The organism is Haladaptatus sp. HS23 (genome assembly GCF_056892285.1).
Genome location: NZ_JBXGLH010000001.1, coordinates 143,171 through 166,230 on the forward strand (window position 1 = coordinate 143,171; position 23,060 = coordinate 166,230).

General features: G+C 63.1%; 22 protein-coding genes. 8 read left to right on the plus strand and 14 right to left on the minus strand.

The features are described from left to right. Window positions 1-174: 174 nt before the first annotated feature. Complete coding sequence (locus AC1XDK_RS00770; protein WP_483347870.1) at window positions 175-990, plus strand: helix-turn-helix transcriptional regulator; 816 nt, start codon at window positions 175-177, stop codon at window positions 988-990. A 100-nt stretch (window positions 991-1,090) separates the two neighbouring features. Next, window positions 1,091-1,258 carry a DUF1059 domain-containing protein gene (locus AC1XDK_RS00775; protein WP_483347871.1) on the plus strand — a complete coding sequence of 56 codons (168 nt, stop codon included), beginning with the start codon at window positions 1,091-1,093 and terminating at the stop codon, window positions 1,256-1,258. A 104-nt stretch (window positions 1,259-1,362) separates the two neighbouring features. Here AC1XDK_RS00775 and AC1XDK_RS00780 read toward each other — a convergent pair whose 3' ends face one another. Further along, window positions 1,363-1,509, minus strand: a complete 147-nt coding sequence (locus AC1XDK_RS00780) for a hypothetical protein (RefSeq protein WP_483347872.1) — start codon at window positions 1,507-1,509, stop codon at window positions 1,363-1,365. Between the two features lie 97 nt (window positions 1,510-1,606). Here AC1XDK_RS00780 and AC1XDK_RS00785 point away from each other — a divergent pair, with 97 nt between their 5' ends. After that, window positions 1,607-4,348: an AAA domain-containing protein gene (locus AC1XDK_RS00785; RefSeq protein WP_483347873.1), complete on the plus strand. Its 2,742-nt coding sequence runs from the start codon at window positions 1,607-1,609 to the stop codon at window positions 4,346-4,348. Window positions 4,349-4,427: 79 nt separating this feature from the next. Here the strand turns inward: AC1XDK_RS00785 and AC1XDK_RS00790 are convergent, their stop codons facing one another. The 4 genes from AC1XDK_RS00790 to AC1XDK_RS00805 all read right to left on the minus strand — a co-directional run bounded on the left by AC1XDK_RS00790 (window position 4,428) and on the right by AC1XDK_RS00805 (window position 10,552). Next, window positions 4,428-6,044 (minus strand): SLC13 family permease, encoded by a 1,617-nt coding sequence (locus tag AC1XDK_RS00790; RefSeq protein WP_483347874.1) that lies wholly within the window; start codon window positions 6,042-6,044, stop codon window positions 4,428-4,430. A 112-nt stretch (window positions 6,045-6,156) separates the two neighbouring features. Further along, window positions 6,157-8,883, minus strand: a complete 2,727-nt coding sequence (locus tag AC1XDK_RS00795) for an ATP-dependent helicase (protein ID WP_483347875.1) — start codon at window positions 8,881-8,883, stop codon at window positions 6,157-6,159. Window positions 8,884-8,994: 111 nt separating this feature from the next. Further along, window positions 8,995-9,333 (minus strand): SRPBCC family protein, encoded by a 339-nt coding sequence (locus tag AC1XDK_RS00800; RefSeq protein ID WP_483347876.1) that lies wholly within the window; start codon window positions 9,331-9,333, stop codon window positions 8,995-8,997. 70 nt (window positions 9,334-9,403) lie between these two features. After that, window positions 9,404-10,552 carry a M14 family metallopeptidase gene (locus AC1XDK_RS00805; protein ID WP_483347877.1) on the minus strand — a complete coding sequence of 383 codons (1,149 nt, stop codon included), beginning with the start codon at window positions 10,550-10,552 and terminating at the stop codon, window positions 9,404-9,406. A gap of 443 nt (window positions 10,553-10,995) precedes the next feature. On the opposite strand from AC1XDK_RS00805, the gene AC1XDK_RS00810 reads away from it, so the two are divergent. Continuing rightward, window positions 10,996-11,730, plus strand: a complete 735-nt coding sequence (locus tag AC1XDK_RS00810; protein ID WP_483347878.1) for an MBL fold metallo-hydrolase — start codon at window positions 10,996-10,998, stop codon at window positions 11,728-11,730. A 40-nt stretch (window positions 11,731-11,770) separates the two neighbouring features. On the opposite strand, the gene AC1XDK_RS00815 is transcribed toward AC1XDK_RS00810, so the two are convergent. The 8 genes from AC1XDK_RS00815 to AC1XDK_RS00850 form a co-directional block, all read right to left on the minus strand. Beyond that, window positions 11,771-12,310, minus strand: a complete 540-nt coding sequence (locus tag AC1XDK_RS00815) for a hypothetical protein (protein WP_483347879.1) — start codon at window positions 12,308-12,310, stop codon at window positions 11,771-11,773. 65 nt (window positions 12,311-12,375) lie between these two features. Next, window positions 12,376-13,461, minus strand: coding sequence for an mRNA surveillance protein pelota (locus AC1XDK_RS00820; protein WP_483347881.1), 1,086 nt, complete (start codon window positions 13,459-13,461; stop codon window positions 12,376-12,378). 58 nt (window positions 13,462-13,519) lie between these two features. Continuing rightward, the gene (locus tag AC1XDK_RS00825) at window positions 13,520-14,212 is read right to left on the minus strand and encodes a DUF4013 domain-containing protein (protein WP_483347882.1); all 693 of its coding nucleotides are present in this window, start codon (window positions 14,210-14,212) and stop codon (window positions 13,520-13,522) included. Between the two features lie 129 nt (window positions 14,213-14,341). Continuing rightward, entirely contained in the window at window positions 14,342-16,423 is a 2,082-nt protein-coding gene (gene rqcH / locus AC1XDK_RS00830) for a ribosome rescue protein RqcH (protein ID WP_483347883.1), read from the minus strand. 44 nt (window positions 16,424-16,467) lie between these two features. Continuing rightward, the gene (locus AC1XDK_RS00835; RefSeq protein WP_483347884.1) at window positions 16,468-16,881 is read right to left on the minus strand and encodes a hypothetical protein; all 414 of its coding nucleotides are present in this window, start codon (window positions 16,879-16,881) and stop codon (window positions 16,468-16,470) included. Between the two features lie 71 nt (window positions 16,882-16,952). Further along, window positions 16,953-17,396, minus strand: a complete 444-nt coding sequence (locus AC1XDK_RS00840; protein WP_483347885.1) for a VOC family protein — start codon at window positions 17,394-17,396, stop codon at window positions 16,953-16,955. Between the two features lie 76 nt (window positions 17,397-17,472). After that, a complete protein-coding gene (locus AC1XDK_RS00845; protein ID WP_483347886.1) occupies window positions 17,473-17,712 on the minus strand; it encodes a hypothetical protein in 240 nt (79 codons plus the stop codon). A 127-nt stretch (window positions 17,713-17,839) separates the two neighbouring features. Further along, window positions 17,840-18,706: a universal stress protein gene (locus AC1XDK_RS00850; protein ID WP_483347887.1), complete on the minus strand. Its 867-nt coding sequence runs from the start codon at window positions 18,704-18,706 to the stop codon at window positions 17,840-17,842. 246 nt (window positions 18,707-18,952) lie between these two features. Between AC1XDK_RS00850 and AC1XDK_RS00855 the strand changes: the two genes are divergently transcribed. Together AC1XDK_RS00855 and AC1XDK_RS00860 are read left to right on the plus strand one after the other, a co-directional pair. After that, window positions 18,953-20,737, plus strand: a complete 1,785-nt coding sequence (locus tag AC1XDK_RS00855; protein WP_483347888.1) for an SLC13 family permease — start codon at window positions 18,953-18,955, stop codon at window positions 20,735-20,737. A gap of 83 nt (window positions 20,738-20,820) precedes the next feature. Next, window positions 20,821-21,816 (plus strand): D-2-hydroxyacid dehydrogenase, encoded by a 996-nt coding sequence (locus tag AC1XDK_RS00860; RefSeq protein ID WP_483347889.1) that lies wholly within the window; start codon window positions 20,821-20,823, stop codon window positions 21,814-21,816. Between the two features lie 176 nt (window positions 21,817-21,992). Here AC1XDK_RS00860 and AC1XDK_RS00865 read toward each other — a convergent pair whose 3' ends face one another. Then, window positions 21,993-22,145 carry an HVO_A0556 family zinc finger protein gene (locus AC1XDK_RS00865; protein WP_483347890.1) on the minus strand — a complete coding sequence of 51 codons (153 nt, stop codon included), beginning with the start codon at window positions 22,143-22,145 and terminating at the stop codon, window positions 21,993-21,995. A 106-nt stretch (window positions 22,146-22,251) separates the two neighbouring features. Here AC1XDK_RS00865 and msrB point away from each other — a divergent pair, with 106 nt between their 5' ends. Then, on the plus strand, window positions 22,252-22,656 hold the full coding sequence (gene msrB / locus AC1XDK_RS00870) for a peptide-methionine (R)-S-oxide reductase MsrB (protein ID WP_483347891.1): 405 nt from the start codon (window positions 22,252-22,254) through the stop codon (window positions 22,654-22,656). A 156-nt stretch (window positions 22,657-22,812) separates the two neighbouring features. Beyond that, entirely contained in the window at window positions 22,813-22,995 is a 183-nt protein-coding gene (locus AC1XDK_RS00875) for a hypothetical protein (protein WP_483347892.1), read from the plus strand. Window positions 22,996-23,060 lie beyond the last annotated feature (65 nt).

Here is a 23,060-nt window from a genome sequence, read left to right on the forward strand (position 1 = left end):
TTTTGTGACACCTCGGTGTTTCCCGTGTCCGTGTTCGCCGTTCCCGACGAACGTTTCGGGCTACGCCGCGATCGGTCCTATAATCGACTCCTGACATTTTATCGCCGGATGAGAGCGTCTCACCCGGTGAGATGCCCGAGATAGGGTTATCGCTACACCGGGCGTATCCCGTTCATGAACACCGGCCCACCGTCGGACCCCGACGGTTTTCTCGAACTCCTCAGACGAGCGCCGATGCTGGAAGCGCTACACGAACGCACACTCGATAGACGGGAACTGGAGGACGAACTCGGTATCTCGCGGGCCACGAGTCACCGATTCACGAGATGGCTCGGTGACAGGGGTCTCATCGACCGTGTCGACGGCGAGTTTCATCCGACGGAACTCGGACGGCAGGTTGCGGTATCGACCGCTCGCTTCAAGACCGAGGTCACGACGGCTTTTCGACTCGCACCGGTACTCGAAGCCATGGACGGTACCAGTTCTCCCGTCCCTCTCGCCGCGTTCGGCGACGCCGCCGTCACGAGTCCCGCTCACGGCGACCCGCACGCTCCGATGATGCGATACGTTTCGCTCGTGGAGGAGACGACTACGCTCCGCGGGTTCGACACGTGGACCATCGCTCCGACCTACATGGACGTGGTTCAGGAACGCATCCTCGACGGCATGGAGACGGACCTCATCGACCCCGTCCCGGTCGTCGAGGATGTCATGGACAGGTATCCGGAACGCTGTGTCGAGGTCTGTGTGAGCGGCCACCTCACGATTCGGCTCCACGACTCCCTTCCGTTCGGGCTCGCGCTCTTCGATGACCGAATCGGCATCGCCGTTCGCAACCCGGAGTCTCGCGCCCTCGATGCCTTCATCGATACGAACTCCCCCGACGCGCGTACGTGGGCTGAGACGGTCTACGAGACCTACAAGTCAGAATCCGTGCTGTTGGAGAACTTCACCAAAAAGGGACTTCGGGACGCGGTCGCCGCCGAGTAATCCCGTTCGGGAGTCCCGCTGCAGCGCCGTCGCTCGCGGCGGAAGGTGACACACGCGAATGGGACAATCCCTATCTTCTCATTTGACGTAGTCCGAGCCGATGGTCAGGGAAGTAAGCTGTATTCACGCCGGATTCGAGGGGTGTGAGTTCCTCATCCGCTCCGAGAACGAATCCGAGTTGATCGAAATCGTCCAACAGCACGCCGAGCGGACACACGACGTATCGGTATCGCGAGAACACGTGAAAAGGATAATGCGGGAAGTTTGACCCGTCCGCATATCTCACTCCCCACGCTCACGCCGACCCGGACACGCACCTGGCTTTTCCGTCACACCCCATCTTCTGTCGAAGGGTTCGACGGTGTTGCGTCGCTATTCGACGTTCAACTGCTCGAAGACGAACGTCCACTCGTCCAACTTCTCCCGAACGACCATCTCCCTCGGCTTGCCGACGCCGTGGCCCGTGTTTCGCTCCTCGCGCAGGAGAATGGGGGCGTCGCCAGTATGGTTTGCCTGCATTTTAGCGGCCATCTTCCTCGCGTGGGGCGGTCGGGGGAGGAGTTGGTTCGCGGAGTAATCGACAGTATTTTTCCGTGAGAGCGGGTACGAACGTTCCGTGAATGTACGGGGGACGGTCACCGAACCGGGCGAGGCGCGAACCGTGAGTACGCAGTACGGGGAGCGTGACCTTGCGGAGGTACGCGTGCAACCGGACGACGACGCCCCGAAAACGGTGACGCTGTGGGGAAAGTGGACGGAAACCGTAGAGTACCTCGAACGAGGGATGGAACTGCTGGTGACGGACGCCGAGGAGTCCGAGTACGACGGTGAGACGACGTATGCGACGGGGAAGGAGTCCTACGTCGTGGTCGAACCCTCGTTCCTCGTGAACGTGACCGACGTCCGCTCGTGGGTGCAGTGTCCGCGGATGTACTACCTGAACAAACTGTCCGCAATTCCGCTTAACTACCCCGTCGTGAAGGGGACCATCGTCCACGAGGTGTTCGGCGACCTGCTCCGCGGCCGCGACTTAGACGACTCTATCGAGGAGCGCGTGGAGGAGGTCGGCCTGCAACTGGGCCTGCTCGGACGCGAGGCGGACGAGGTGGCGGGCGAGGTGCGCCAGAACGCCCGCGCCATCGAAGGCTGGTTGGAACAGGGCGTCCTCGACGACACGGACGACTGGCGAAGCGAGTACACGCTCATCAGCGAGCAGTTCGGCATCAAGGGGCGCTGTGACGCGCTCCGGCGCGGAATGCCGGTCGAACTGAAGACGGGGAAGAACACGAACCGCGACCCGCGCTTTCAGGACAAGATTCAGGCGGCCTGTTACGCTCTCCTCCTGCAGGAGCGCGGCGTCCCGGCGGACACGGGAACCTTACTCTACACGAAGAACTCGGCGCTGGACCGCGCCGAGGAGACCGGCGACCTCTCGCCCGCGAAGGAGTTCTCCATCGGAAAGGGTCTCCTCGAATTCGTCGTCAGGACGCGCAACGAAATCGCCGCGGCGGAGTTCGACATGGACGTACCGACGGGGTACGAGGCGAACGCCAAGTGCGAGTACTGCTTCGAGAAGGACACCTGCATGGTCGTCTCGGGTCGCCTGAACCAGGAGTCGAAGGCGGGCCAAATCGGACGGCCGATTCCGGAAGAAGAGCGTGAATACTTCCGCGAGAAGTACGAGCAGATTGAACGGGAACGCCGGGCGACCCACCGCGAGTACGCCAAACTGTGGGAGCAGACGGCCCGAGAACGGGCGGACGACGACCGGGCGCTCATCGGCTTGGAACCGGCGGGACAGACACAAATCGAGGGCGGGCGCTGGGAACTCCGCGCTCGCCGAACCGACGACGCGGTATCGAAGATTCGGGAGGGAGACGTCATCCTCGCCAGCAAGGGCAACCCCGTCAGCGGCCACGCGGAACTGGCACGGGTCCAGAAGCTTGGCGACGAAATCGTCGTCACGACGGACGAACCGGTCGAACTCCGGCGATTGGACGTGTATCCCTCGGAGTTCTCCGCCGACGGAATGTTGACCGCGCTCCACGATGCCCTGCTCAAGGGCGACCAGCGACGGAAGGACGTGCTGTTCGGACGGCAGGAACCCGAGTTCGAGTCGGAGGAGCGGACGTTCATCGAGAACAACGACGCGCAGAACGCGTCGGTCAACCTCGCGGTGAACGCGAAGGACTGTGCGCTCATCCACGGCCCGCCCGGGACCGGGAAGACTTACACTATCGCGCGGACCATCCGGGCGCTCGTCGATGACGGCAACCGCGTCCTCCTGTCGGCGTTCACGAACCGCGCGGTGGACAACGCGCTGGAGGCACTGCGGGACCAAGGATGTGAGAACAGCGCGGAGCAAAGCTCCGCTGGCAATCGGACTGCGTCCGATTATGTACTCCGCGTCGGCACCGAAAGCGGCGTCCGCGAGGACATGCAGGACGTTCGCTTGGAGAGAAGCGGCGATCCCGGCGCTCGCGTCGCGGAACTCGAAGGGGCGAGCGTCGTCGCCGCCACGACAGCGACCTGTGGCTCCCGAATCATGCGCGAACAGGCGTTCGACGTGGCGCTGGTGGACGAGGCCTCGCAGTTGACCGAACCCGCGACACAGGCGGCCATCAACCTCGCCGAGCGGTTCGTCCTCGTCGGCGACCACCACCAACTGCCGCCGGTCGTCCAAGCGACCGACGCGGAGTCGGACTCCGAAGAGAGCACGGACGGTGACGCCGTGGGGGGCGACCTCTCTCAATCCCTGTTCCAGCGCCTCGTGGAACTGTACCCCGACGCGTCCGTCATGTTGGACCGCCAGTATCGAATGGCCCAACGGATTCAGGCGTTCTCCTCCCGCGAGTTTTACGACGGCGCGCTTCGCCCGGCGAGCGGCGACGTCGCGGCCCAGAAGATAGACGACCTGCCGACGGTCGACACCGACTCCCTGCCGCCCGAACTCCGTCCCGGCGTCGCCTTCGTCGACCCCGATGGGAAGACCGCGGGCAATACGAATCCGATCGAAGCCGAACGCGTCACCGAACTCGTCTCCCGGTTCGTGGAGGCGGGCGTCGCCCGCGAGGATATCGGCGTCATCGCACCTTTCCGTGCACAGGTCGCCGAGATTTCCCGGCGCGTCCCCGACGCCGTCGCGGTCGATACGGTGGACCGGTTCCAAGGGTCGAGCAAGGAGGTCATCATCGTTTCGTTCGTCGCCACGGGCGACTTGGACAGTCCAATATTCGACGACTACCGCCGGGTGAACGTCGCGCTTACCCGTGCGAAAAAGTCGCTCGTCCTCGTCGGCGACGAGCGGGCGCTTCGCTCCTCGCCGCTCTACGACCGGATGGTCGAGTGGGCGTCCTAGCGACGTGGTAGTCGTTCCGAACGCGTTGGGGACGCCGCTAGTGCGACCGGACTGAACACGAACCGGACCGGCGATGCCGTCACCAGAGGACGTGCGGCCAGACGAACTGGAACAGCAGCCAGATGAGGCCGGTGAGGACGACGGTCATTATCAGGTTCAACACGACGCCGGCACGCATCATCTGTTCCTGTTTCAGGTACCCGCTCCCGAAGACGATGGCGTTCGGCGGCGTGGCGACGGGGAGCGCGAAGGCGAAACTCGCGGCGATGGCCCCGGAGACGGAGAGGAAGACGGCGGCGGCGACATCGGTGAGGCCGAGCGTGGCCGCGAAGACGCTCCCGATGCTGATGAGGATGGGAACGATGATGGTCGCCGTCGCGGTGTTCGAGGTCATCTCCGTCAGGAAGATGACGAGGAGGACGACGATTCCCACGACGAGGACGATGGGCGCGCCGGTGAGCGACGTGAACACGGAGTCGGCTATCCACTTCGTCGCGCCGGTGGTCGCCAGCGCGTCCGCGAGCGCGATACCCCCGCCGAACAGGAGGATGGTTCCCCAGTCGATGTCCACCAAATCGTCCCACTCCATCGTGTCCGCCAGCACGAGTGCCGGAACCGAAAGCAGGCCGACGACGACGTAGTAGAGCATTCCCTGATGACCGTCGATACCGAAGACGCTCGTTCCTTCGCCGCCGAACAGCGTGACCGCCCACGCGGACGGGAGGTACGGGCCGATGAAATCGCCCAATCCGCCGACCACCCACAGGAGAGCGGTGCCGGTGAAGATGAGCGCGACGCGTTTTCCGCGCGGACTCAACTCCCCTTCCTCTTCGAGGTACTGGCGGGCCATCTCGCGTGCGTCGCTCACGTCGTCGATTTGCGGCGGGTAGAGGAGATACGTGAGGACGTACCAGACGAGCGGAAGGGTGATGACGACTATCGGGATGCCGATGAGCAGCCACTGGGCGAAGCCGATTTCGTAGCCCAAAATCTCGTTCAGTTGCGAGGCCAACACCGCGTTCGGCGGCGTTCCGATGAGCGTCCCGACGCCGCCGACGCTGGCCGCGTAGGCGGTTCCGAGGAGCATCGAGACGTGGAGGTTCGTGAACGCTTCGTCGTCCGCGACGACTGTCCCACCGTCGGGAGCGGGCGACGAATCGCCCGCGTCGGCGGTGTCCGTCGTCTTCGCCGCTTCGACCGTTTCCCGGCCCAGCACTTGCGAGAGGACGCCCAGCGCGATGGGCGTCATCATCGCCGCCGTCGCCGTGTTCGACACCCACATCGAGAGGAACGCCGTCGCCAGCATAACCGCGAGGACGAGACGACGCGGCGACGACCCCATCACCGACATCAACCAGAGGGCGATTCGCCGGTCGATGTCGTACTTCTGGAGCGCGTTCGCCAGCATGAACCCGGCGATGAACAGGAAGATGAGGTGGTCCGCGAATCCCGTGAGCGCCGCGTCGAGGTCGGCGTACACGCCGAATATCGTGAGGAGGACGGGTATCGACAGCGCCGTCACTGCCAGCGGGAGCGCCCCCGTGACCCAGAGGAAACCCGCGAAGAACATCGTGGCGAACGCGAACTGCCCCCGAACGGAGAGGCCACTTGGAGTCGGTACACCCGCGATAATCGCCGTTCCGACGAGCGCGAGAACGAAAAGCAGGAGTCGTTTGCGTGGATCTGTCTGTGCCATTGGTACGCACAGCCAAGTAACCCCAAGAATTAATCCTTTCGATTTTCAATAGATATTATAGTTGAAACACAAAAATATTCCGTTATTTCAAATTGTGTCGTCCGATTCAGAATCAGTTCGAGGCGGTAGGGTTCCCGTCCGAAATGGAGTCCATGACGCGCTCGTGGAACTCCTGTAACACCGCGCTCTCGTCCTCGGCCAGCACCACGTCGCTCGCCATCAGCGTCGCCAGTCCGAACGCTCGCGGCGTCGGCGACTCGACGCGGTGTTGCACGACTTCGATGTCACCGTCCCGTATCTTCGCGAGGATTTCTTCGACCGGTTCGAGCGCGAGTTTGTCCTCCACGATTTCGCGGTACGTCTCCTCCATGACGGCGAACTCGTCCAGTTCGTCCGCGAACCCGAGCAGCATCTCGCTGGATACCTGCTGTTCGCTGGCAGACTTCTCGTAGCCCTTGTAGCGTTTCAGTATCATCAGCGAGCGTGTCGCGTTGATGCGGAAGTAACGCTGGAGGAGGTCCGTCTCCGAGAGCGCGGCGCGCAAATCCTCCCGGACATCTTTCGGGTGGATATCGGCGAGAATTCCGGGAACGTCCACCTTGCGGTTGAGCGGCATCGAGACGGTAAAGCCGTTGTCCGCGACGGCGACGCCGACGTTCGTGTTGGCCGCCTGCGCACAGCGATAGGCGACGACCCGCGAGAGGCCGTCGTTGAACTGTCGGCCGTAGTTCGAGTGGACGTAATAGCGACGCTCGTACTCGTCGCGGTCCATTTCGATTTCGACTGTGAGTCGCTCGGCCGTACTGACGCTCCCTTCCCCGGCGTAGCGGACCTGTTCGTCGAACATCCGCGCGATGGCCCGGACGCTGTTCTCGTCCAGCGGGAACTCCCGAAGCCACACTCGGACCGCCGGTTTCCCGCGGTCGGTCAGGCGCGAGAGGAGTTCGCCCTGAAACGCGGAGATTTCCCGCCCCAAATCGTAGGAGAGCGGCAGACGCTCGGAGAACCACGACGGCACCGTCGGGCGTGCGCTCGTCCGGTCCGCGTACACCTTCGACCCGCGCCGGTAGCGGTACTCGAAGTGTTGCCCGCCGAGGACGAACACGTCGCCCTTCTCCAACGTGTCGAGGTAACTCTCGTCCAAGTCACCGACCCACTCGTTGTCCGCGCGGGTGAACACGTCGCAGGTGAACGAGTCGGGAATTGTCCCGATGTTGGTCATGTAGATGACGCGGGCCAACCGTCCGCGTTTTCCCATCAACGGTTCGCCGACGGGGAAATCGGGGTAATGGTACTCCCCGTCGGGCGGGTCGTTCTCGTCGTGCCACACCTTGGCGTAGACGTTTCTGTCCTCCATCCCGTCGTAATCCGCGGTGAGATACCGGAGGAGGGAGGCCCACGCCGAATCCGAGTAGTTCCGGTAGGGGTAGGCCCGCCGGAGCGTCGCCTTCACGTCTTCCGCCGGGCGAACTTCGTTTATCGCCATCCCGTACACCTGCTGGGCCGCCACGTCCTGTGCGTTCTCGGGGACGAACACGCGGTCCACGAAGCCCTCCTCGGCCTTCTTCAGCATGACTGCACACTCCACCAGTTCGTCCCGGTCGAGCGCGATGACACGGCCGGTGACGGTTTGACCGAGGCGGTGGCCGGCCCGTCCGACGCGCTGGAGCAGGGACGCGACGCTCTTCGGCGACCCGACCTGCACGACCAAATCCACGTGGGGCATGTCGATGCCGAGTTCGAGGCTGGTCGACGTCGTCACCACGTCCACCTCGCCGTTCTTCAGGCGCTCCTCGATGTGCTGGCGCGACTCCTTCGAGAGACTGCCGTGGTGACACCCGGAGTTCTCCTCGTCGTAGTCGGCGAACTTCTCGCGGAGGTTCTGGAGGACTCGCTCGGCCCCGGAGCGGGTGTTCGTGAAGACGAGCGTGTTCGTGTGCTCCCCGATCAGGTCGTGTAACTGGTCGTAAAACCGCTCCTGCACGACGGCCCGCGGCGTGTGAACGAGGTCGTCGGTCGGACACAGCAGTTCGAGGTCGAACTCCCGGACGAATCGCGTGTCCACGATTTCGTAGGGGCGACTCTCCCCGCCGGGTTCCGCCCTGCCGACGAGGAACTCCGCGATGTCCGAGAGCGGTTCGACCGTCGCGGAACACCCGATTCTCGTCGGCGAGGCGTCGGCGATGGTTTCGAGGCGTTCGAGGCTGACCGACAGGTGGGTTCCGCGCTTTCCGTCCGCGAGGCTGTGGATTTCGTCCACGATGACGTACTCGACGCTCCGGAGTTTGTCGCGGAACTTCGGCGAGTTGAGCAGGATTGCCAACGTCTCGGGAGTCGTGTTGAGGATGTGCGGCGTCTCCTTCAACATCTTCTGTCGCGCCGTCTTGTCCGTATCCCCGTGTCGGATGGCGTGGCGAACCTCGCTCACGTCGTCCATCCGCTCCCGTATTCCCGACAGCGGCAGTTCGAGGTTGCGATGGATGTCGTTGGCCAGCGATTTCAGCGGCGAGACGTACAGGCAGTACACCGAGTTCTCCAATCCCGTCTCCTGTTCCCGCCGAAACAGTTCGTTGAGAATCGCGGTGAACGACGCGAGCGTCTTTCCGCTCCCCGTCGGTGACGCGATGAGGGCGTTGTCGTGGCCGTGAATCAGCGGAATGGCCTCGCGCTGTGGCGGCGTGAAAAAGCCGCCGTTCTCCGGGACGAACGCGCCGAACTGTTCGGCCCACCACTCGCGCACCGCGGGTTCGAGGAGGTCCAACGTCGCTTCGTCCTCGATTTCGACCGTCTCGGGGGCGAAATCGAACTCCTCGCGGGCCAACAGCCCTCTCGCATCCATTTGTTCCGCGTTGGTGTCGGGCGGCAAAGAGGGTTATGCCAGCGGAGTGAAAGTGAACGGAAGGGTGGACGGTGATGGCCATCGAATACGCCGAACTGCTCCCGTCTTCGGTTATAACTCTTCGGTGGCGAGACGGTCGATGGTTTCGAGCGCTTCGACGCGATGGCCGGTCGCCGGAACGCCCGCGACGGTCCACGTCCACCGAAACGCCTCGCAGGTCGTGATTTCGAAGGGAACCCAGACCCCGAGCGGCGTCCGAACCCGTCCCGTGGATCCGACTCGAATCACGCGGTCAACGCACTCGACATCGGTGACGGACGGCCCCCACGTCGGCCACTCGGTCGTATCGGTCAGCACCGACCAGACGCGTTCCGGCGGGGCGGCGGTCGGTCGTGCGACGGCGATATGTCGGCCGGTCGGTCCGCGCTCGACTCGAACGTCGCTCTGCATACCCGGAAAACGAGGTGGTGGACGAAATCGGTACTGCCCGCGTCCGCGACCGGACGTCCGTCGGACGGTATCAGTCGAGGAACTGTCGCACGAGGGTCGCCCAGTCGGCGTTCTCGTTCTCTTCGAGGTACTGTTCGATTCGTTCACGGTCGCTCGCGGCGGAGTCGTCCGATCCTCCGTCGTCGGAGGAGCCATCACTGGAATCACCACCGTCCGACGAGCCATCGCCGGAGCTTCCGTCGTCGGAGGAACCGTCGCTCGATGAATCGTCGCCCGAGGAACCGTCCGAGGAGTCGCCACCGGAACCATCACCGGACGAGCCGTCGTTCGAGTCGTTGCCGGACGAGTCGTCGCCCGAACTACCATCGTCGGACGACCCGTCGCTAGACCCGTCCGAGGAATCGCCCGAGGTGCGGTCGATGGAGTACTGGCTGAGGAGGTACTCCACGATTTCGAGTTCCCAATCGACACGCGTTTCCAACGACGTTTCGTAGCGCGTCGTTTCGACGATGAATCCCGGTTTCTTCAGGTCCGAGTTCACCTTGTGAATCAACAGCGGCCGGTCGCCGTCTATCAGATTACCGCGCTTGAATTTGTAGTAATCCTCCCGGTCGCCGAGGTGATTCTCGTTCATATACTCCGCGGCCTGCGTCGCCTTCTTCGGCGTATCGTCTATCGTCGTGGGGTAGATGGCCTGCCCGACCCCCTCGGGACCGACGTCCTTCTTGTAGATGCCCTTGGAGCTGTGTAGGTTGAACACGACGTAGGCGTCGTGGTCGGTGATGACGCCCCAAATCGCGCGTGCGAGCGGCGTTTTCGGCTCCTCCCCCGGCGGAAACTGCCTGTTGAGGTTTCCGTCGTCGGTCGTGTAGGTGTCGTCCTCGATAGCGGTCGGGTTCGACCTCGGTATCAGGACGAGTTTCCCCTCGTCTATCGACCAATCCCGCATCTTCGCGGCGGCCTTGTAACCGGCCGCTTCGTTGCCGTGCATTCCCCCGACGACGACGGCAGTCGGACCGGACGACCCCGAGTCGATGACGACGACCTCCGTTTCGTCCTCCGTTCCTTCGCGGATCTTGTACGTATCCGTCGATTGTGCGCTTCCGAGCCCCGTCGCCGAAAAGCCGAGCGTCGCCGCTGCGGCCGCGGCGGTTCCGGCTTGCAGGAACGTTCGCCGACTCGTCTGACTTTCCGAACTATCGTTCGTAAATTCCTTCATGAGCCGTCCATATCTACACCACTATTGACATTTTGTTATAGGCATCCTTCCGGGATAATCCCCGAGAAGGGAAGCATAAACGTTCGTCGGCGGAAAACGGATTACGTCATAACGACCGCTGGAATCGTCGTGTCGTCGAAATTGATTCGTACTAAGCATCACTTGATGTGAACGTCCGAAACGGTTCGATAGTCGCACCGAGAGCGATGACGGGAGGAAGTACGACGACCCATCTCCCCAGCGGATACATCTGTCATAGAACTTTAGTATGTCAACGTTTCGAACGAGAGCAAACGACGCGTAACCGGCACATCTCCGACGAAGCCTGAAACGGGGGACAGATACCGCTTTTCACCGCGTTCGACACGAATCGCGCGTTCACGCACTCTGACACCATACCGCACGACTGAACCTTTTTCACCCTCCCGCACTCGGGAGTACACATGCGAATCACGTTTCTCGGTACGGGAAGCGCGATGCCCACCGGCAGTCGGTTCCAGACCGGCATCGTCGTCGAGGACGACGGCCGTCGCGTTCTCGTGGACTGCGGCAGTGGCGTCCTCCACCGCCTCCAGCAGTCGGGCGTGGGATACGAAAACGTCTCGACCGTCATCCTCACCCATCACCACGTTGACCACGTGTCCGACCTCATGGCCCTCCTGAAGGCCCGTTGGCTCGCGGGGGAAGAACAACTCGAAGTCGTCGGTCCGACCGGGACGAAAGCCCTCCTCGACGGACTGCTCTCCGTCCACGACTATCTCGACGGGCGGGTGGACCTCCAAGTGCGTGAAATCACCGCGGGAGAGGAGTTCTCCGTCGCGGACTTCGACGTCGAAGGGTTCGAGACGCGCCACTCGATGCAGTGTCTCGCCTACCGGTTCGAGGACGAGTTCACGTTCAGCGGCGACAGCGAGGCGTTCGAAGGGTTGGCGAACTTCGCGGACGGGAGCGACGTGCTCGTCCACGACTGTTCGTTCCCCGACGAGGTGGACGTGGCGAATCATCCGACGCCGTCACAACTCGGCGAAGCGCTGTCGGGAACGGATATCGGCCGCGTCTATCTTACCCACCTCTATCCGCACACGGACGGCAACCACGAGGCGATGTTGAACTCCATCGCAGAACACTACGACGGCGACGTGGGATTCGCGGAAGACCTCCTGTCCGTCGAACTCTGACGGCATATTCTCGTCTCACGCCGCTGCTCTGCTCGTCGTTCTATCCGTCCGTCGACGCTTTTTCTGCCGTATCGCGAGATTCGACCGACACCGACTTCTCGGGAAGAGAGAAGGTTGCGACACCGAGCGGTAACTCCCGTCCTCGAATCGTGAACACCCGGCGCAGTCGTAACTCCCCGTCTATCCACAGGTCGCGGTCGCCATCGACGCAGTGTTCGAGTCGGAGGGTTCCGTCCCCATCGCTCTCGATTTTCGTTGCCTCGACGTTCTTCGGTGGGGCATCGAAGTGGTCCGTCCAGACGAACGTACAGACCGTCTCCCCATCCCGCGTGTGGCCCAATCGAACGCTCCCCCCGACGACGTGCGCGTCGAGAGTGCTGTCGTTGTCCAGCGTGAGGTCGAGGGCCATCGACCTCCCCGACCGTTCCGCGGACAGGTCCGCGACCGAGAGGTCGTCCACCAACGGGCCGAACACCTGCTGTTCGTACCGATTCGAGAGTTTCAAACCGACGACGGGAACGAGACGAACGAGATAATAAACGGCCACGATAGCCAACTTCGCAGCCAGATACAGAAACATCCGTCCGATATTTCGAGGGGGGTGCTGGTAAACGTTCTTGCCGAGAGAGAAAATTCAGTCCGAACTCAGTTCAGTCGATAGCGCAGGAGCGCGGCGATGCCGCCGAGGTTCGACAACTGCTCGCCCGGCGCGAACTCGTGGGAGAAGACGGTCACGTCGCCGCCTTTTCGCTCCACGTCGGTGATGATTTCGTTCACGTCGATTTCCCACTCGCCGCCCGCTTCGTCCTCGCCGAGCGCGCCGCGCTCCTTGCGAAGTCGCTCGTCCAACACGAGCAGTCGCTCCACCGCGCCGAAGTCCGTCGCCTGCTTGACCTCCTCGATGCCGTAGGCGGCCTTCGCGCCCTCACCGATTCGCTTCATCAGGTCGTCGATGAGTTCGGCCTCCTCGGCGATGCGCGTCTCGGCCTGCACGTCGTCCACGGCCCCGCGTTTCAGCACCTCGTGGACGCCCCTGTCGCCGGTGGAACTCACGTCCACCGTCGTTATCTTCTCGGTCAGGTCGGGGTACTCCTCGGCGATGTGGTCGTAGGCGTCCTGTTTCGTAAAGCCCGGTCCGGCGAGGATGATGGCGTCCACGTCGAGGTGCGAGAGCGCCGACCCCAACTGGTCGAATAGTTCCGTCCGCCCGCCCGCGTACTCGCCCTTGCCGGTCGTCCCGGTGAAGGACGTGTACTCGTCCGCGCCGTACTGGGCGACGGTATGGATGTAGGCTTCGCCTTCCTCCACGGTGGCGATGGCTACGTCCGGATTGTCCGTCGCTTCGACCGCGTCGTCGAGTCGGTCGAGTTGGTCTCGTTTCCACTCCTTCTCGATGGTTATCTTCTCGCGTTCCTCGACGTTGAGCGTGTGGTGGAGTCCTAACTGGTCCTCCCGCGAGCAGTCGGTGATGACCCCGCCGACGCGGACGCGGTTGGCGAACCGGTGGAACTCCACGTCCTCCACCCGCAGCGTGATGTGCATGTGCTCTCGTTCGCCGCCCGTGTCGCGCATCTGGTCGTCGGCCCGCTGGATGCGTCGGGTCGTGTCACCCGACACGTCGTCGCCCGGTTCGAGGAGATACGTGAGATGCCAGAGGTCGTCCAGACTCTCGGGGACGAGCGTGATGCGCTCGCGGGTCCCGTCGATGGACGTTCGGTCGTGTATCTGCATGGGTAGGACTGTGACGTCCGGCGGTAAGTGCCCTGCTATTCGGGCGTTCAAAAAAGTATCAGACCGCGGGTCGTCCTTCTTCCACTTCGGGACCTTCACGCAGTCGGTGTTCGTCCGCTTCCGCGTAGGCGCGGCCGTAGATGTACGACGCCATTACGTGGGCGTAGAATCCGAGGAACACGCCCACCAGCCATCCGAGAAGCGGTATGACGGCGATGGCACTCACGATGATGCCGGTCACGACGACGACTGCCAACGCGATGAGCCATCCCGTCGCGTACTCGCGGTCACGCAGGATGGGGAGGTACGACTCGTACTCGAACGCCGACCCCATCGTGTTCTTCTCCGCGAACCGAACGAGCGCCGCGGGAAGCGCGTACCAGACCGCGAGGCCCGACACGAACGTCAACAGCGCACCGAGGGCCACGACGAGGCCGCCCAGAACGCCGGAGCTGTCCGAGAGCGCCGCGCCGCCGCCGATGAACACGGCGGCGAAGATGGCCGGTACGAGCAGGTAGACGAACGCGATGACCAGTGCTTTCAACCCGTCCACGAACAGTTCCGTCCAGTCGTCGAACTTCGGGGCGTCCGTATCACCCTCGGAAACCCGACGCAGGACGCGAATCATGTACCCCTCTACGACGATTGCCGGTATGATGAGGAACCCGAAGATGACGAGCAGGCCGCCGACGAGTACCGTCGTCGCGGCGTCGTCACTGTCCTTCAGATACCGGATGCTTTCGTTGAACATTGATTTCCCCCTCGGGTCGAACCCACGGCTCGCCCGATACAGAGTCCTAGACACCGTCTGAGGGCTTAATCGTTGCGCAGGAAAGTGGACGTGTCAGAATCGAATCCGCGCTCTCCGGCGGGAACCGACTCAGTCAACCATCCGACTGCCGCCCGCGGGCAGGAACTCCTGAATCAGGTCTGGACTCGCCACCTTGCGGACGAACGAGGTGTCCTCGAATCGCTCGCGGAACTCGCGATACAGTCGCTTCGCGGCGTCGTTCTGGGCGTACTGGCCCGGTTCGACTTCGATGACGGTTTCGGCCTGTTTCTCGATGGCGGACGGCGGGCCGCCGATGACGCGGGTGTTGGGTTCGACGGTGATACCGACGGCCACGCCGACGGGCGTGTCCTCGAAGTAGGTCCGGTCGCCGCGGATGGCGAAGCCGCCCTTCTCCAGATATTCGCCGCTCTCGGGCGTCTTCGACACCTGTTCGGGCGTGACCATGTAGGCGTCTCCCGCGAAGCGTCCGTCTTTCCACACGGACGAGTAGGAGACGGCGAACTGGGCGGCCTCCCGCTTGCTTTGCTCGGGCACGTCCACGTCCTTCGAGGGTTCGCTCGGGTCGGAGGTTTTCAGGATGGTGATGGGACCACCGTGTGCCTGCGAGTGGAAGAACAGGTCGTTTCGGTCCATGTACTTCTTGACCAGTTCCTCGTTCTCGTCGGCGTTTCGCCCGCCGAGAACGAGAAAACCGTCCGAGGTGCGGAACCAGCGGAACCGCTCGTACCACTGTTCCTGTTTCCGAACCGGAATCGACGCCCGCGACAACCAGTCGACGTTCTCGGGGTCCGTCCGCTCCTCTTCGGGTTCTTCTTCCCACTCCTCGGCGCGCTTCTCGACTTCCTCCAACTCCTCGCGGGTGTCCTCGATGGCGGCGAGCGCGCCCTCCTTTTTCTCCTCGATTCGCTTGGCCTCCTGATAGAGACGGTTGGCGTTCTTCTCCACGCCGTCGTCGGGAAAGAGCGTGATGTCCGTGTCGTCGATTCGGACCGTGACGGTCCCCTCGCTCGGGTCGATTTCCTGCACGGCTTCCGCCGCCTCGATGCCGCGTTCCGCGCCTTCATCGAATCGGGCTTCGATGTCGGCCCACGGCGTGTCCTCGGCGCGGGCGTTCCGAACCGTGGCGAGGATTTCGTCCACGAACCCGTAGTTGGCGTAGAGCAGTTCCGCCTTCTCGCGCTCGGCGTCGGCCTGGCGTTCGAAGCCCTCGATAGCGCCCTCCTGTTGCTCGATGATGCGCTGTTGTTTCTCGATTTGGGCTTGGAAGTCCGGTTTCTGCGGTTCGCCCGCGTCCTCGTTTTCGGACAGGTCGAGGTTGGTGAAGTAGTCGTCCGCCGCCGCGTTGAACGAATCGAACGCCTCCGAATCCCTACCCTCGTACTCTTCGAGCGGGAACGGCGTCACGTCCGTTCGAACGTCGTCCTCGTAGTAGACCCGCGGGTCGAAGTCCCCGGTTTCCAGCGGTTCGCGGAGGCGTTCGATGGCGTCGTACAGGCGTTCGTACTCGTCCTCGTCGGCATCCGTAATGTCCGTGGCCTTCTCGACGTCGGCGCGGGTACAGACCTCCTCGGCGTACAGACCGCCGAAGTTGAGTTGCGTCGCCAACGTCCGAACCACGTCGGTGTCCGAGTCGTTCATCCGGTACTCGAACTCCTCGTAGTCGATTTCGAGCGGGTTCACGCGCGAACTGGGGAACTCGTACTGGGACCCCGGCGCGACGGTTCTGGACTTGAGCCGAACCGTGTCGAGGCAGTCGACGACCTCGTTGTTCTCGTCCAGCACCGCGACGTTGCCCTGTCCGAACAGCTCCGCGACGATGGTCGTATCGCCGTCCTCGCGCTTGAAGTGGAACTGGAGGATGCGGTCGAACTCGAACTGTTCGACGCCGGCGAAGTCCGCACCCGAGAGGCGGTTTCGGAGCATCATGGCGAAGTTCGGCGGCCGGCCCGGTGCGGGCGGGACGTGTTCCGGTGCGACGGTGTGGGCGCGTTTCACCTCGCCCACTTCTACGAGCAGTTCGAGCCGACCGCGGTCGAAATCGCGCATCTTCAGACGCAACAGGTCGTCGCCGTAGAGATACGCTTTATCGACCTTCGCGCCCTCGAAGGAGCCGAGTTCCCGGGAGATGGCGGCGAGATCGATGCTCGAAAGCTCTCGCTTTCTATCCATAGCCGTCGTTTTCTCGGGCGGGAGGAAAGGCGTGTCGTTCGACGTCACCCCGGCGGGACGGTTCGCCGCGCGAACGCACCGATGAGATAGGCCGGGACACCGACTACGAATCCCCAAAAGACCCCGGTTCCGACACCCCACGTCAGCGTCGGAGTCGGGTACACCGCGTCGAACGCAGCGATGGAGACGAAAAACGCCAACGTCGGGGCCGTCGCGAGGGCGAGGCTCACGAGAACCCCGTCGTTCCAGTAGGCGACGAAAAGCGGAGGAATCGCCGCCAACAGGAAGAGGATCCGGAGGTCGAACCCGAACGTGTACGTCAGGGGAAAGACATTGGGCGGCGTGTGGGCGAGGAACGTGAGGACGAACAGGCCGACCGCGACCACGAGCAGTCGCTTCGAGAGGCGCGTGTCCCGACCCAGAGCGATTTCTCCGGTTCCGAGTTTCTCGGTCGTCACGACCGGAGTGTCTCGCGGGTCGGAATAAGCTTTCAGGTGAAACGGAGGTGTGCGGGTTCCGAACCCGTCGATTACGCGTCGAATGTCCCCATAACGTCCTCGAAACTACGGTCCGTTTCGGCGCGTTCGGAGAACACGAGTTCGTAGCCGTCCGGGTCGCTAACCGTCGTTTCCCGCGTGTTCCACTCGGTTTCGTGCGGCGGGGCGACCACATCGGCACCCGTTTCCTCGGCCCGCTCCGCCACATCGTCGATGGCCTCGTCCTCCACCGTGAGGTAGATGGAAACGCCGTCTCCCCGGGTGGTTTTCGCGTCCGAATTCGCCTCGGAGCGGTCGGCGACGAGCATGACGTCCGCGTACTTTCGGTAGCGGACGTGGGCCATCACGGGCATCGAGTGGATGACGTCGAAGCCCAACGCCTCGTACCACGCCGTCGATTCCTCGACGTTCGAGACGGTCAACTGGGGAAAGAGCGGCATCGGGTAGATATCGTGATCGGAATCGAAATCGGCCATAACGAATCGACGGTCTCCGCAACGGGAGATAAGGATTGCCCGACCGAGACGGGAGATAACACATCGCATCCGTTCGTCACTGCCCGGGGACGGCGTACGGCCCGCCTCGCCGCCGGTTTCGTTTCCGAAGGTAGAACGCGTAGACGAGTAGCGCACCAATGAACGGAGGAACGAAGAATCCGATGAAGGTTCCGACGGCCCACATGTCGGCGGTGTCCATCCGCCGTCGCTTCGCATCTCGGTACACCCACATCGCGGGGAGGACGGCGAGCGGAATCGCGAGGAACCACGGGATGACGATTTGAACGCCTGCCATGGCGGGCGTTCAGACGACGCGAGCAAATATCTTGTCGTCACGTTCCCATTTCGGGGAGCCATCGACTCGGTATCCGTCTTCGGCCGCGAATCCGCCCTGCTCGACCGACTCCCCCGCGTTCTCGACCCTACTCCTCGCCCAAATCCCGCACCGTGAGGACCGGCCGTTCCGAGCGACGAATGACCTTCTCGGCCACGCTCCCCATCACGAAGCGGTCGATTCCGGTCCTGCCGTGGGTTCCCATCGAAATCAGGTCGATGTCGTGTTTCTCGGCATAGTCGAGGAGTTGCTCGGCGGGTCGTCCGCGGAGGAGTTCCCGTCTGGCTTGCACGCCCTCGCTCTGCACCCGCGAGACGGCGTCGTTGCACGCCCGTTTCCCGTCGTCCTCCATCAGTTCCACCAACGACCCCGAACGGGCGATGCGCGAGTCGACCACGTAAACGACGTGTACGAAGGCGTCGTACTCGGCGGCGAGCGCGCTGCACTCCTCGACTGCACGCTCGGAACCCGGCGTCCCGTCGGTCGCCAAGAGGAGGTTTTCGTACGCCGTCGTGGGGATTTCGTCACCGCCGCGAACCGTCAGCACGGGGCTTTCGGACAGTCGGTTGACTTTCCGCGCCGTACTCCCCACGACGTAGGATTCGAGGCGACTGCGGTCGCCCGTTCCCATCGAAATCAGGTCGATGTCGTGTTTCTCGGCGTAGTCGAGGATTTCCCGGAACGGGACCCCCGATTCCATCGCCTCCGTCACCGGAACGTCGTGCTCGCGCGCTCGCTCGGCGACCGCCGCAGTCGCTTCTTTTCCCTCCTCTTCGAGTACGTCCACCAACGTCGAAAGCCCTTCGTCGGCGTTACCGACGCGCAGTTGTGGTAGGTCGATGACGTACAGCGCGTGGACCGTCGCGCCGGTTTTCTCGGCGATACGAAGGCCGTGTTCTGTCGCACCCGCCGTGGCGTCCCCTCCGTCCGTCGGAACCAGAATCGAATCGAACATCCTCCCCGTCTCGTTCGACGGGCACGGACTTCAATGGATTTCCCCGCGTCAGTCGACGGAAGGATATGACAACGAGGCTACGGGATGGTTTTTCTCGCGGTCGAATGAACAATTGAGGTAGCCATTTGTCAATCTCCGACGAATGAACGATGGGGTGGCACGTGAGCAACGCGACGCGTGACCACAGGGGTGCAAATGGTGATTCCACTTCAAACAGGTGTGTCTATTCCACCGGTAACGGACAGTATGCTCGTCGTGCTCGGAATCATCCTCGTCGCGTTCATTCTGTTCGTGACGGAACTGTTCCCCGTGGACGTGACGGCACTCATCGTCCTCGTCCTCCTCATGATTCTCGGGCCGTGGACGAACGTGTCGCCGACGGACGGACTTTCGGGGTTTTCGAACGAGGCGACCATCACGGTCCTCGCCATGCTCATCCTCAGCGAGAGCGTCCGGCGAACTGGCGCGGTACAATTGCTCGGCCATCGCGTCACGGCGCTCGTCGGCGACAGCCAGTTCAAACAGATACTCGCGACGGTCGGCATCGCCGGGTCCGTGTCGGGGTTCATCAACGACACGCCCGTCGTCGCGTTGCTGGTTCCCTTCGCGTCCGACCTCGCCCATCGGGGTAACACGTCGCCGTCGAAACTGATGATTCCGCTCTCCTACGCCGCCATGCTCGGTGGCACCCTCACGCTCATCGGCACCTCGACGAACCTGCTCGCGAGCGGCCTCGCACAGCAACTTCTCGGGCGCTCGCTCGGCGTCTTCCAGTTCACGCCCGTCGGCGTCGTCGTCCTCATCACCGGCCTCCTCTACCTCGTCTTCGTCGCGCCGCGACTGCTCCCCGAGCGTGTTCGGCCGAGGGAGACGCTCCTCGAAGAGTACGAAGTCGAGGAGTATTTGGCCGAACTGGTCGCACCCGAGGCGTCGCCGCTCGTCGGGACGCCCATCGCCGACATCCCGGAGGAGGCCGGATTCGGCGGCGAAGTGAAGGAGGTTATCCGCGAGGACACCGTGCTGTCGCCCTTCTCCGACGAACCCGTCGAACCGGACGACACGTTTCTCATCACGGCGAGTCGGGCCGGTCTCACCTCGCTCATCGAGGACGAAGCCCTGAACCCGCTTCCGACGGTCGGGCGCGAACCGTCAGTCACCGAGGAGGCGAGGAACGACTCGGAAACCGTCCTCATCGAAGTCGTCGTCCCGACCGATTCGGCGCTCATCGGCGACACCATCGAGACGAGCAGGATACTCGAACGCTACGACGCGACGCTCGTCGCGCTCCAACGCGGCGACGTCCGACTGCCCCGAGTCCGTGAAGCCGAGTTCACCGTCGGCGACCTGCTGTTGCTCCAACTGCCCGCCGACGAACTGGAACGCGTAGCCGAGACGCGTGACCTCATCGTCGCCCGCGAAATCCCGGGCGAGGACTATCGATACGACAAGATTCCGGTCGCAATCGCAATCCTCGCGGCCGTCGTCGGGTCCGCGGCGCTCGGGTTTCTGGAAATACAGGTCGCCGCCTTGACGGGCGTCGTGGCGATGGTCCTTTCGGGGACGCTCGCGCCGACGGAACTCTACGAGGGCGTGGACTGGACCGTCATCTTCCTCCTCGCGGGCGTGATTCCGCTCGGCATCGCGATGGAGAACACGGGGACTGCGGCCCTCCTCGGCGCGCTCGTCGCCACCTCGGCGCAGTACCTCCCGACCGTCGCCGTCCTCGGCGTGTTCTACGCGGCGACGGTCGTTCTCACCAACATCATCAGCAACAACGCCACCGTCGCGCTCATGGTCCCCGTCGCCATCAACGCCGCCCGCGAAATCGGGACGAACCCGCTCGCCTTCCTGCTAGCCGTGATGTTCGCCGCCAGCGCGGCGTTCATGAGTCCCGTCGGCTATCAGACCAACCTCTTCGTCTACCGACCGGGAGGGTACCGCTTTACCGATTTCGCTCGCGTCGGTGCCCTCCTCCAGGTGATACTCGCTATCGTCACGCCCCTCACGATTGCGGTCTATTTCGGTCTCTGACGGGGTGTCGTCGTGGCGGGATGACCACCCGACAAACTGCCTGAACGGCCACCTCTATTTCTCTCCGCCGAGAACCACGGCGTATGACCGACCACGCGACCGGTTCGAACGAGGAGCAGACGACCGATTCCCCGACGGTTCTCGTCCTTCGGCGGGGCACTCACGGCATGCCGGTGTCCGATTACGCCGACGAACTCCGCGAGCGACTGCCGAATCACGAAATCCGCCACGCGAGGACTCCCGATGAGGAACGCGAGTTCATCGCCGACGCCGAAATCGTGACCGGGATGACCATCGACGAGTCCCTCCTCGCCCACGCCGAGAACATGGAACTGTTCGCGTGTGCCTACGCCGGAACGGGCCACCTACCGCTCGACGCCCTCGAATCGCGGGATGTCGCGGTGACGAACGCCTCGGGGGTACACGGGCCGAACATCGCGGAACACGTCCTCGGCGCGATGTTGACCTTCACGCGGAGGTTCCTCCGCGCCGGACGACAGCAGGAGCGACGCGAGTGGCGGCACTTTCAGGCCCACGAACTGCAAGGCAGTACCGTGACTGTCGTCGGATTGGGCGCAATCGGGGAATCAATCGTGGAGCGGTTGGACGGGTTCGGCGTCGAAACGGTCGGCGTCCGGTACTCGCCCGAGAAGGGCGGCCCGACGGACGAGGTGGTCGGGTTCGACGACCTGCACGACGCGCTCGCCCGGACGGACTACCTCGTGTTGGCCTGTCCGCTGACGGAGGACACGCGCGGCCTGCTCGACGCCGCCGCATTCGACACCCTGCCGTCCCACGCCGTGCTGGTGAACATCGCCCGCGGCGGGGTGGTCGAGACGGACGCGCTCGTTTCCGCGCTCCGGGGCAACCACATCCGCGGCGCGGCGTTGGACGTGACCGACCCGGAACCCCTGCCGGAGGACCACACGCTGTGGAACTTCGAGAACGTCCTCATCACGCCGCACATGGCGGGACACACGCCCGAGTACTACGCCCGGCTCGCCGACATCGTCGCCGAAAATATAGCGACCATCACCGGGACAGGTTCCTACAACGACCTTCGAAATCGGGTTCAGTAAGTCCCAGTCGACCGACGAATCCGCTTCGATAACCGTAGTACGCGACTACGCGAGACACCGGTCCAGATGTCCCTCGTCGTTAATCAACTACAAAAAAAAATAAATGGACGGCAAAAGCGGGAGTCCACATCGAACTACGGATACGGAACGCAGCGTCCGCAGCGGTTCGTGCGGAACTACCAGATCTGGGCAGCGGGCGTCTCGCAGGTGTCGCAGACGACCGCCTCGTTTCCTTTGTAGGTGTCTCGTACCAGCGTGCCGTCGGGACACCACTGGCAGTCTTCTCCTTCGAGGCATCCGATGACGCCCTGGTCGGTCGTCAAACTCATTCCGTCCTCACGTTCCATTCCTCGCGCTATGAATTTGGTGGCCTCCCGTATGGGAAGTGGCCATTCGTGCAAGCGGTTTATCCCCCAGCAGTCACTACGTACTCCCATGAGCGAACAGTCGAATCCAGACCTGCCGAAGAGCGACGACGAGTGGCGTGAGCGCCTGTCGGACGAGGAGTACCGCGTCCTCCGCGAGCAGGGCACCGAGCGACCGCACACCGGGGAGCATTTGGACCGAAAGGACGACGGGACCTACGTCTGTGCCGGATGTGGCGCGGAGCTGTTCGATTCGGACACGAAGTACGATTCACACTGCGGCTGGCCGAGCTTCTACGACGTTCCCACGGACAACGTCGAGGCGCGACGGGACACCAGCAACGGAATGGTCCGAACCGAAGTCGTCTGTGCCAACTGCGGCGGCCACCTCGGCCACGTCTTCGACGACGGCCCGGAACCGACCGGGAAGCGTTACTGCATCAACAGCGTCTCGCTCGACTTCGAGGACGAGTAGACGACGACAACGCCGTGAGCACGCGGTTGCGGTGGCGGGTGCGGTCAATTGACGTCTATACTTGCGGTCATGGGGAAATCACGGTCGGCACGTCCCGAGGCGTCGGCGGTACTCGGCATGGAGAACGTATTTGTAGTTTCTTCAACTAGTTCCGGCATGGATTTAGGGACGTATCTCAAGTGGAATGCCATCATCGGAGGCGTTCTCTTGCTTCTGATACTGCTCGGCGGATTCGTGCTGAACAGTCCCGTCCTCGCCGGAGTCGTCGTTCTCGTGCTGGCTGTCGTTGCGTATCGGTACTACCGTAAGATGGCGTATTTCGAGGGATACGACGACTGAATACGACCGTCCCGTCATCGTCACACCGCGACCGAACCCATGCGAGAAACGTCGGAATCGCTCTA

Bases quoted from the DNA above. Each gene is read 5' to 3' on its own strand.
- AC1XDK_RS00770 (WP_483347870.1), top strand. From the start codon at position 175: ATGAACACCGGCCCACCGTCGGACCCCGACGGTTTTCTCGAACTCCTC.
- AC1XDK_RS00775 (WP_483347871.1), top strand. From the start codon at position 1,091: ATGGTCAGGGAAGTAAGCTGTATTCACGCCGGATTCGAGGGGTGTGAG.
- AC1XDK_RS00780 (WP_483347872.1), bottom strand. From the start codon at position 1,509: ATGCAGGCAAACCATACTGGCGACGCCCCCATTCTCCTGCGCGAGGAG.
- AC1XDK_RS00790 (WP_483347874.1), bottom strand. From the start codon at position 6,044: ATGGCACAGACAGATCCACGCAAACGACTCCTGCTTTTCGTTCTCGCG.
- AC1XDK_RS00795 (WP_483347875.1), bottom strand. From the start codon at position 8,883: ATGGATGCGAGAGGGCTGTTGGCCCGCGAGGAGTTCGATTTCGCCCCC.
- AC1XDK_RS00800 (WP_483347876.1), bottom strand. From the start codon at position 9,333: ATGCAGAGCGACGTTCGAGTCGAGCGCGGACCGACCGGCCGACATATC.
- AC1XDK_RS00805 (WP_483347877.1), bottom strand. From the start codon at position 10,552: ATGAAGGAATTTACGAACGATAGTTCGGAAAGTCAGACGAGTCGGCGA.
- AC1XDK_RS00810 (WP_483347878.1), top strand. From the start codon at position 10,996: ATGCGAATCACGTTTCTCGGTACGGGAAGCGCGATGCCCACCGGCAGT.
- AC1XDK_RS00815 (WP_483347879.1), bottom strand. From the start codon at position 12,310: ATGTTTCTGTATCTGGCTGCGAAGTTGGCTATCGTGGCCGTTTATTAT.
- AC1XDK_RS00820 (WP_483347881.1), bottom strand. From the start codon at position 13,461: ATGCAGATACACGACCGAACGTCCATCGACGGGACCCGCGAGCGCATC.
- AC1XDK_RS00825 (WP_483347882.1), bottom strand. From the start codon at position 14,212: ATGTTCAACGAAAGCATCCGGTATCTGAAGGACAGTGACGACGCCGCG.
- rqcH (WP_483347883.1), bottom strand. From the start codon at position 16,423: ATGGATAGAAAGCGAGAGCTTTCGAGCATCGATCTCGCCGCCATCTCC.
- AC1XDK_RS00840 (WP_483347885.1), bottom strand. From the start codon at position 17,396: ATGGCCGATTTCGATTCCGATCACGATATCTACCCGATGCCGCTCTTT.
- AC1XDK_RS00845 (WP_483347886.1), bottom strand. From the start codon at position 17,712: ATGGCAGGCGTTCAAATCGTCATCCCGTGGTTCCTCGCGATTCCGCTC.
- AC1XDK_RS00850 (WP_483347887.1), bottom strand. From the start codon at position 18,706: ATGTTCGATTCGATTCTGGTTCCGACGGACGGAGGGGACGCCACGGCG.
- AC1XDK_RS00855 (WP_483347888.1), top strand. From the start codon at position 18,953: ATGCTCGTCGTGCTCGGAATCATCCTCGTCGCGTTCATTCTGTTCGTG.
- AC1XDK_RS00860 (WP_483347889.1), top strand. From the start codon at position 20,821: ATGACCGACCACGCGACCGGTTCGAACGAGGAGCAGACGACCGATTCC.
- AC1XDK_RS00865 (WP_483347890.1), bottom strand. From the start codon at position 22,145: ATGAGTTTGACGACCGACCAGGGCGTCATCGGATGCCTCGAAGGAGAA.
- msrB (WP_483347891.1), top strand. From the start codon at position 22,252: ATGAGCGAACAGTCGAATCCAGACCTGCCGAAGAGCGACGACGAGTGG.
- AC1XDK_RS00875 (WP_483347892.1), top strand. From the start codon at position 22,813: ATGGATTTAGGGACGTATCTCAAGTGGAATGCCATCATCGGAGGCGTT.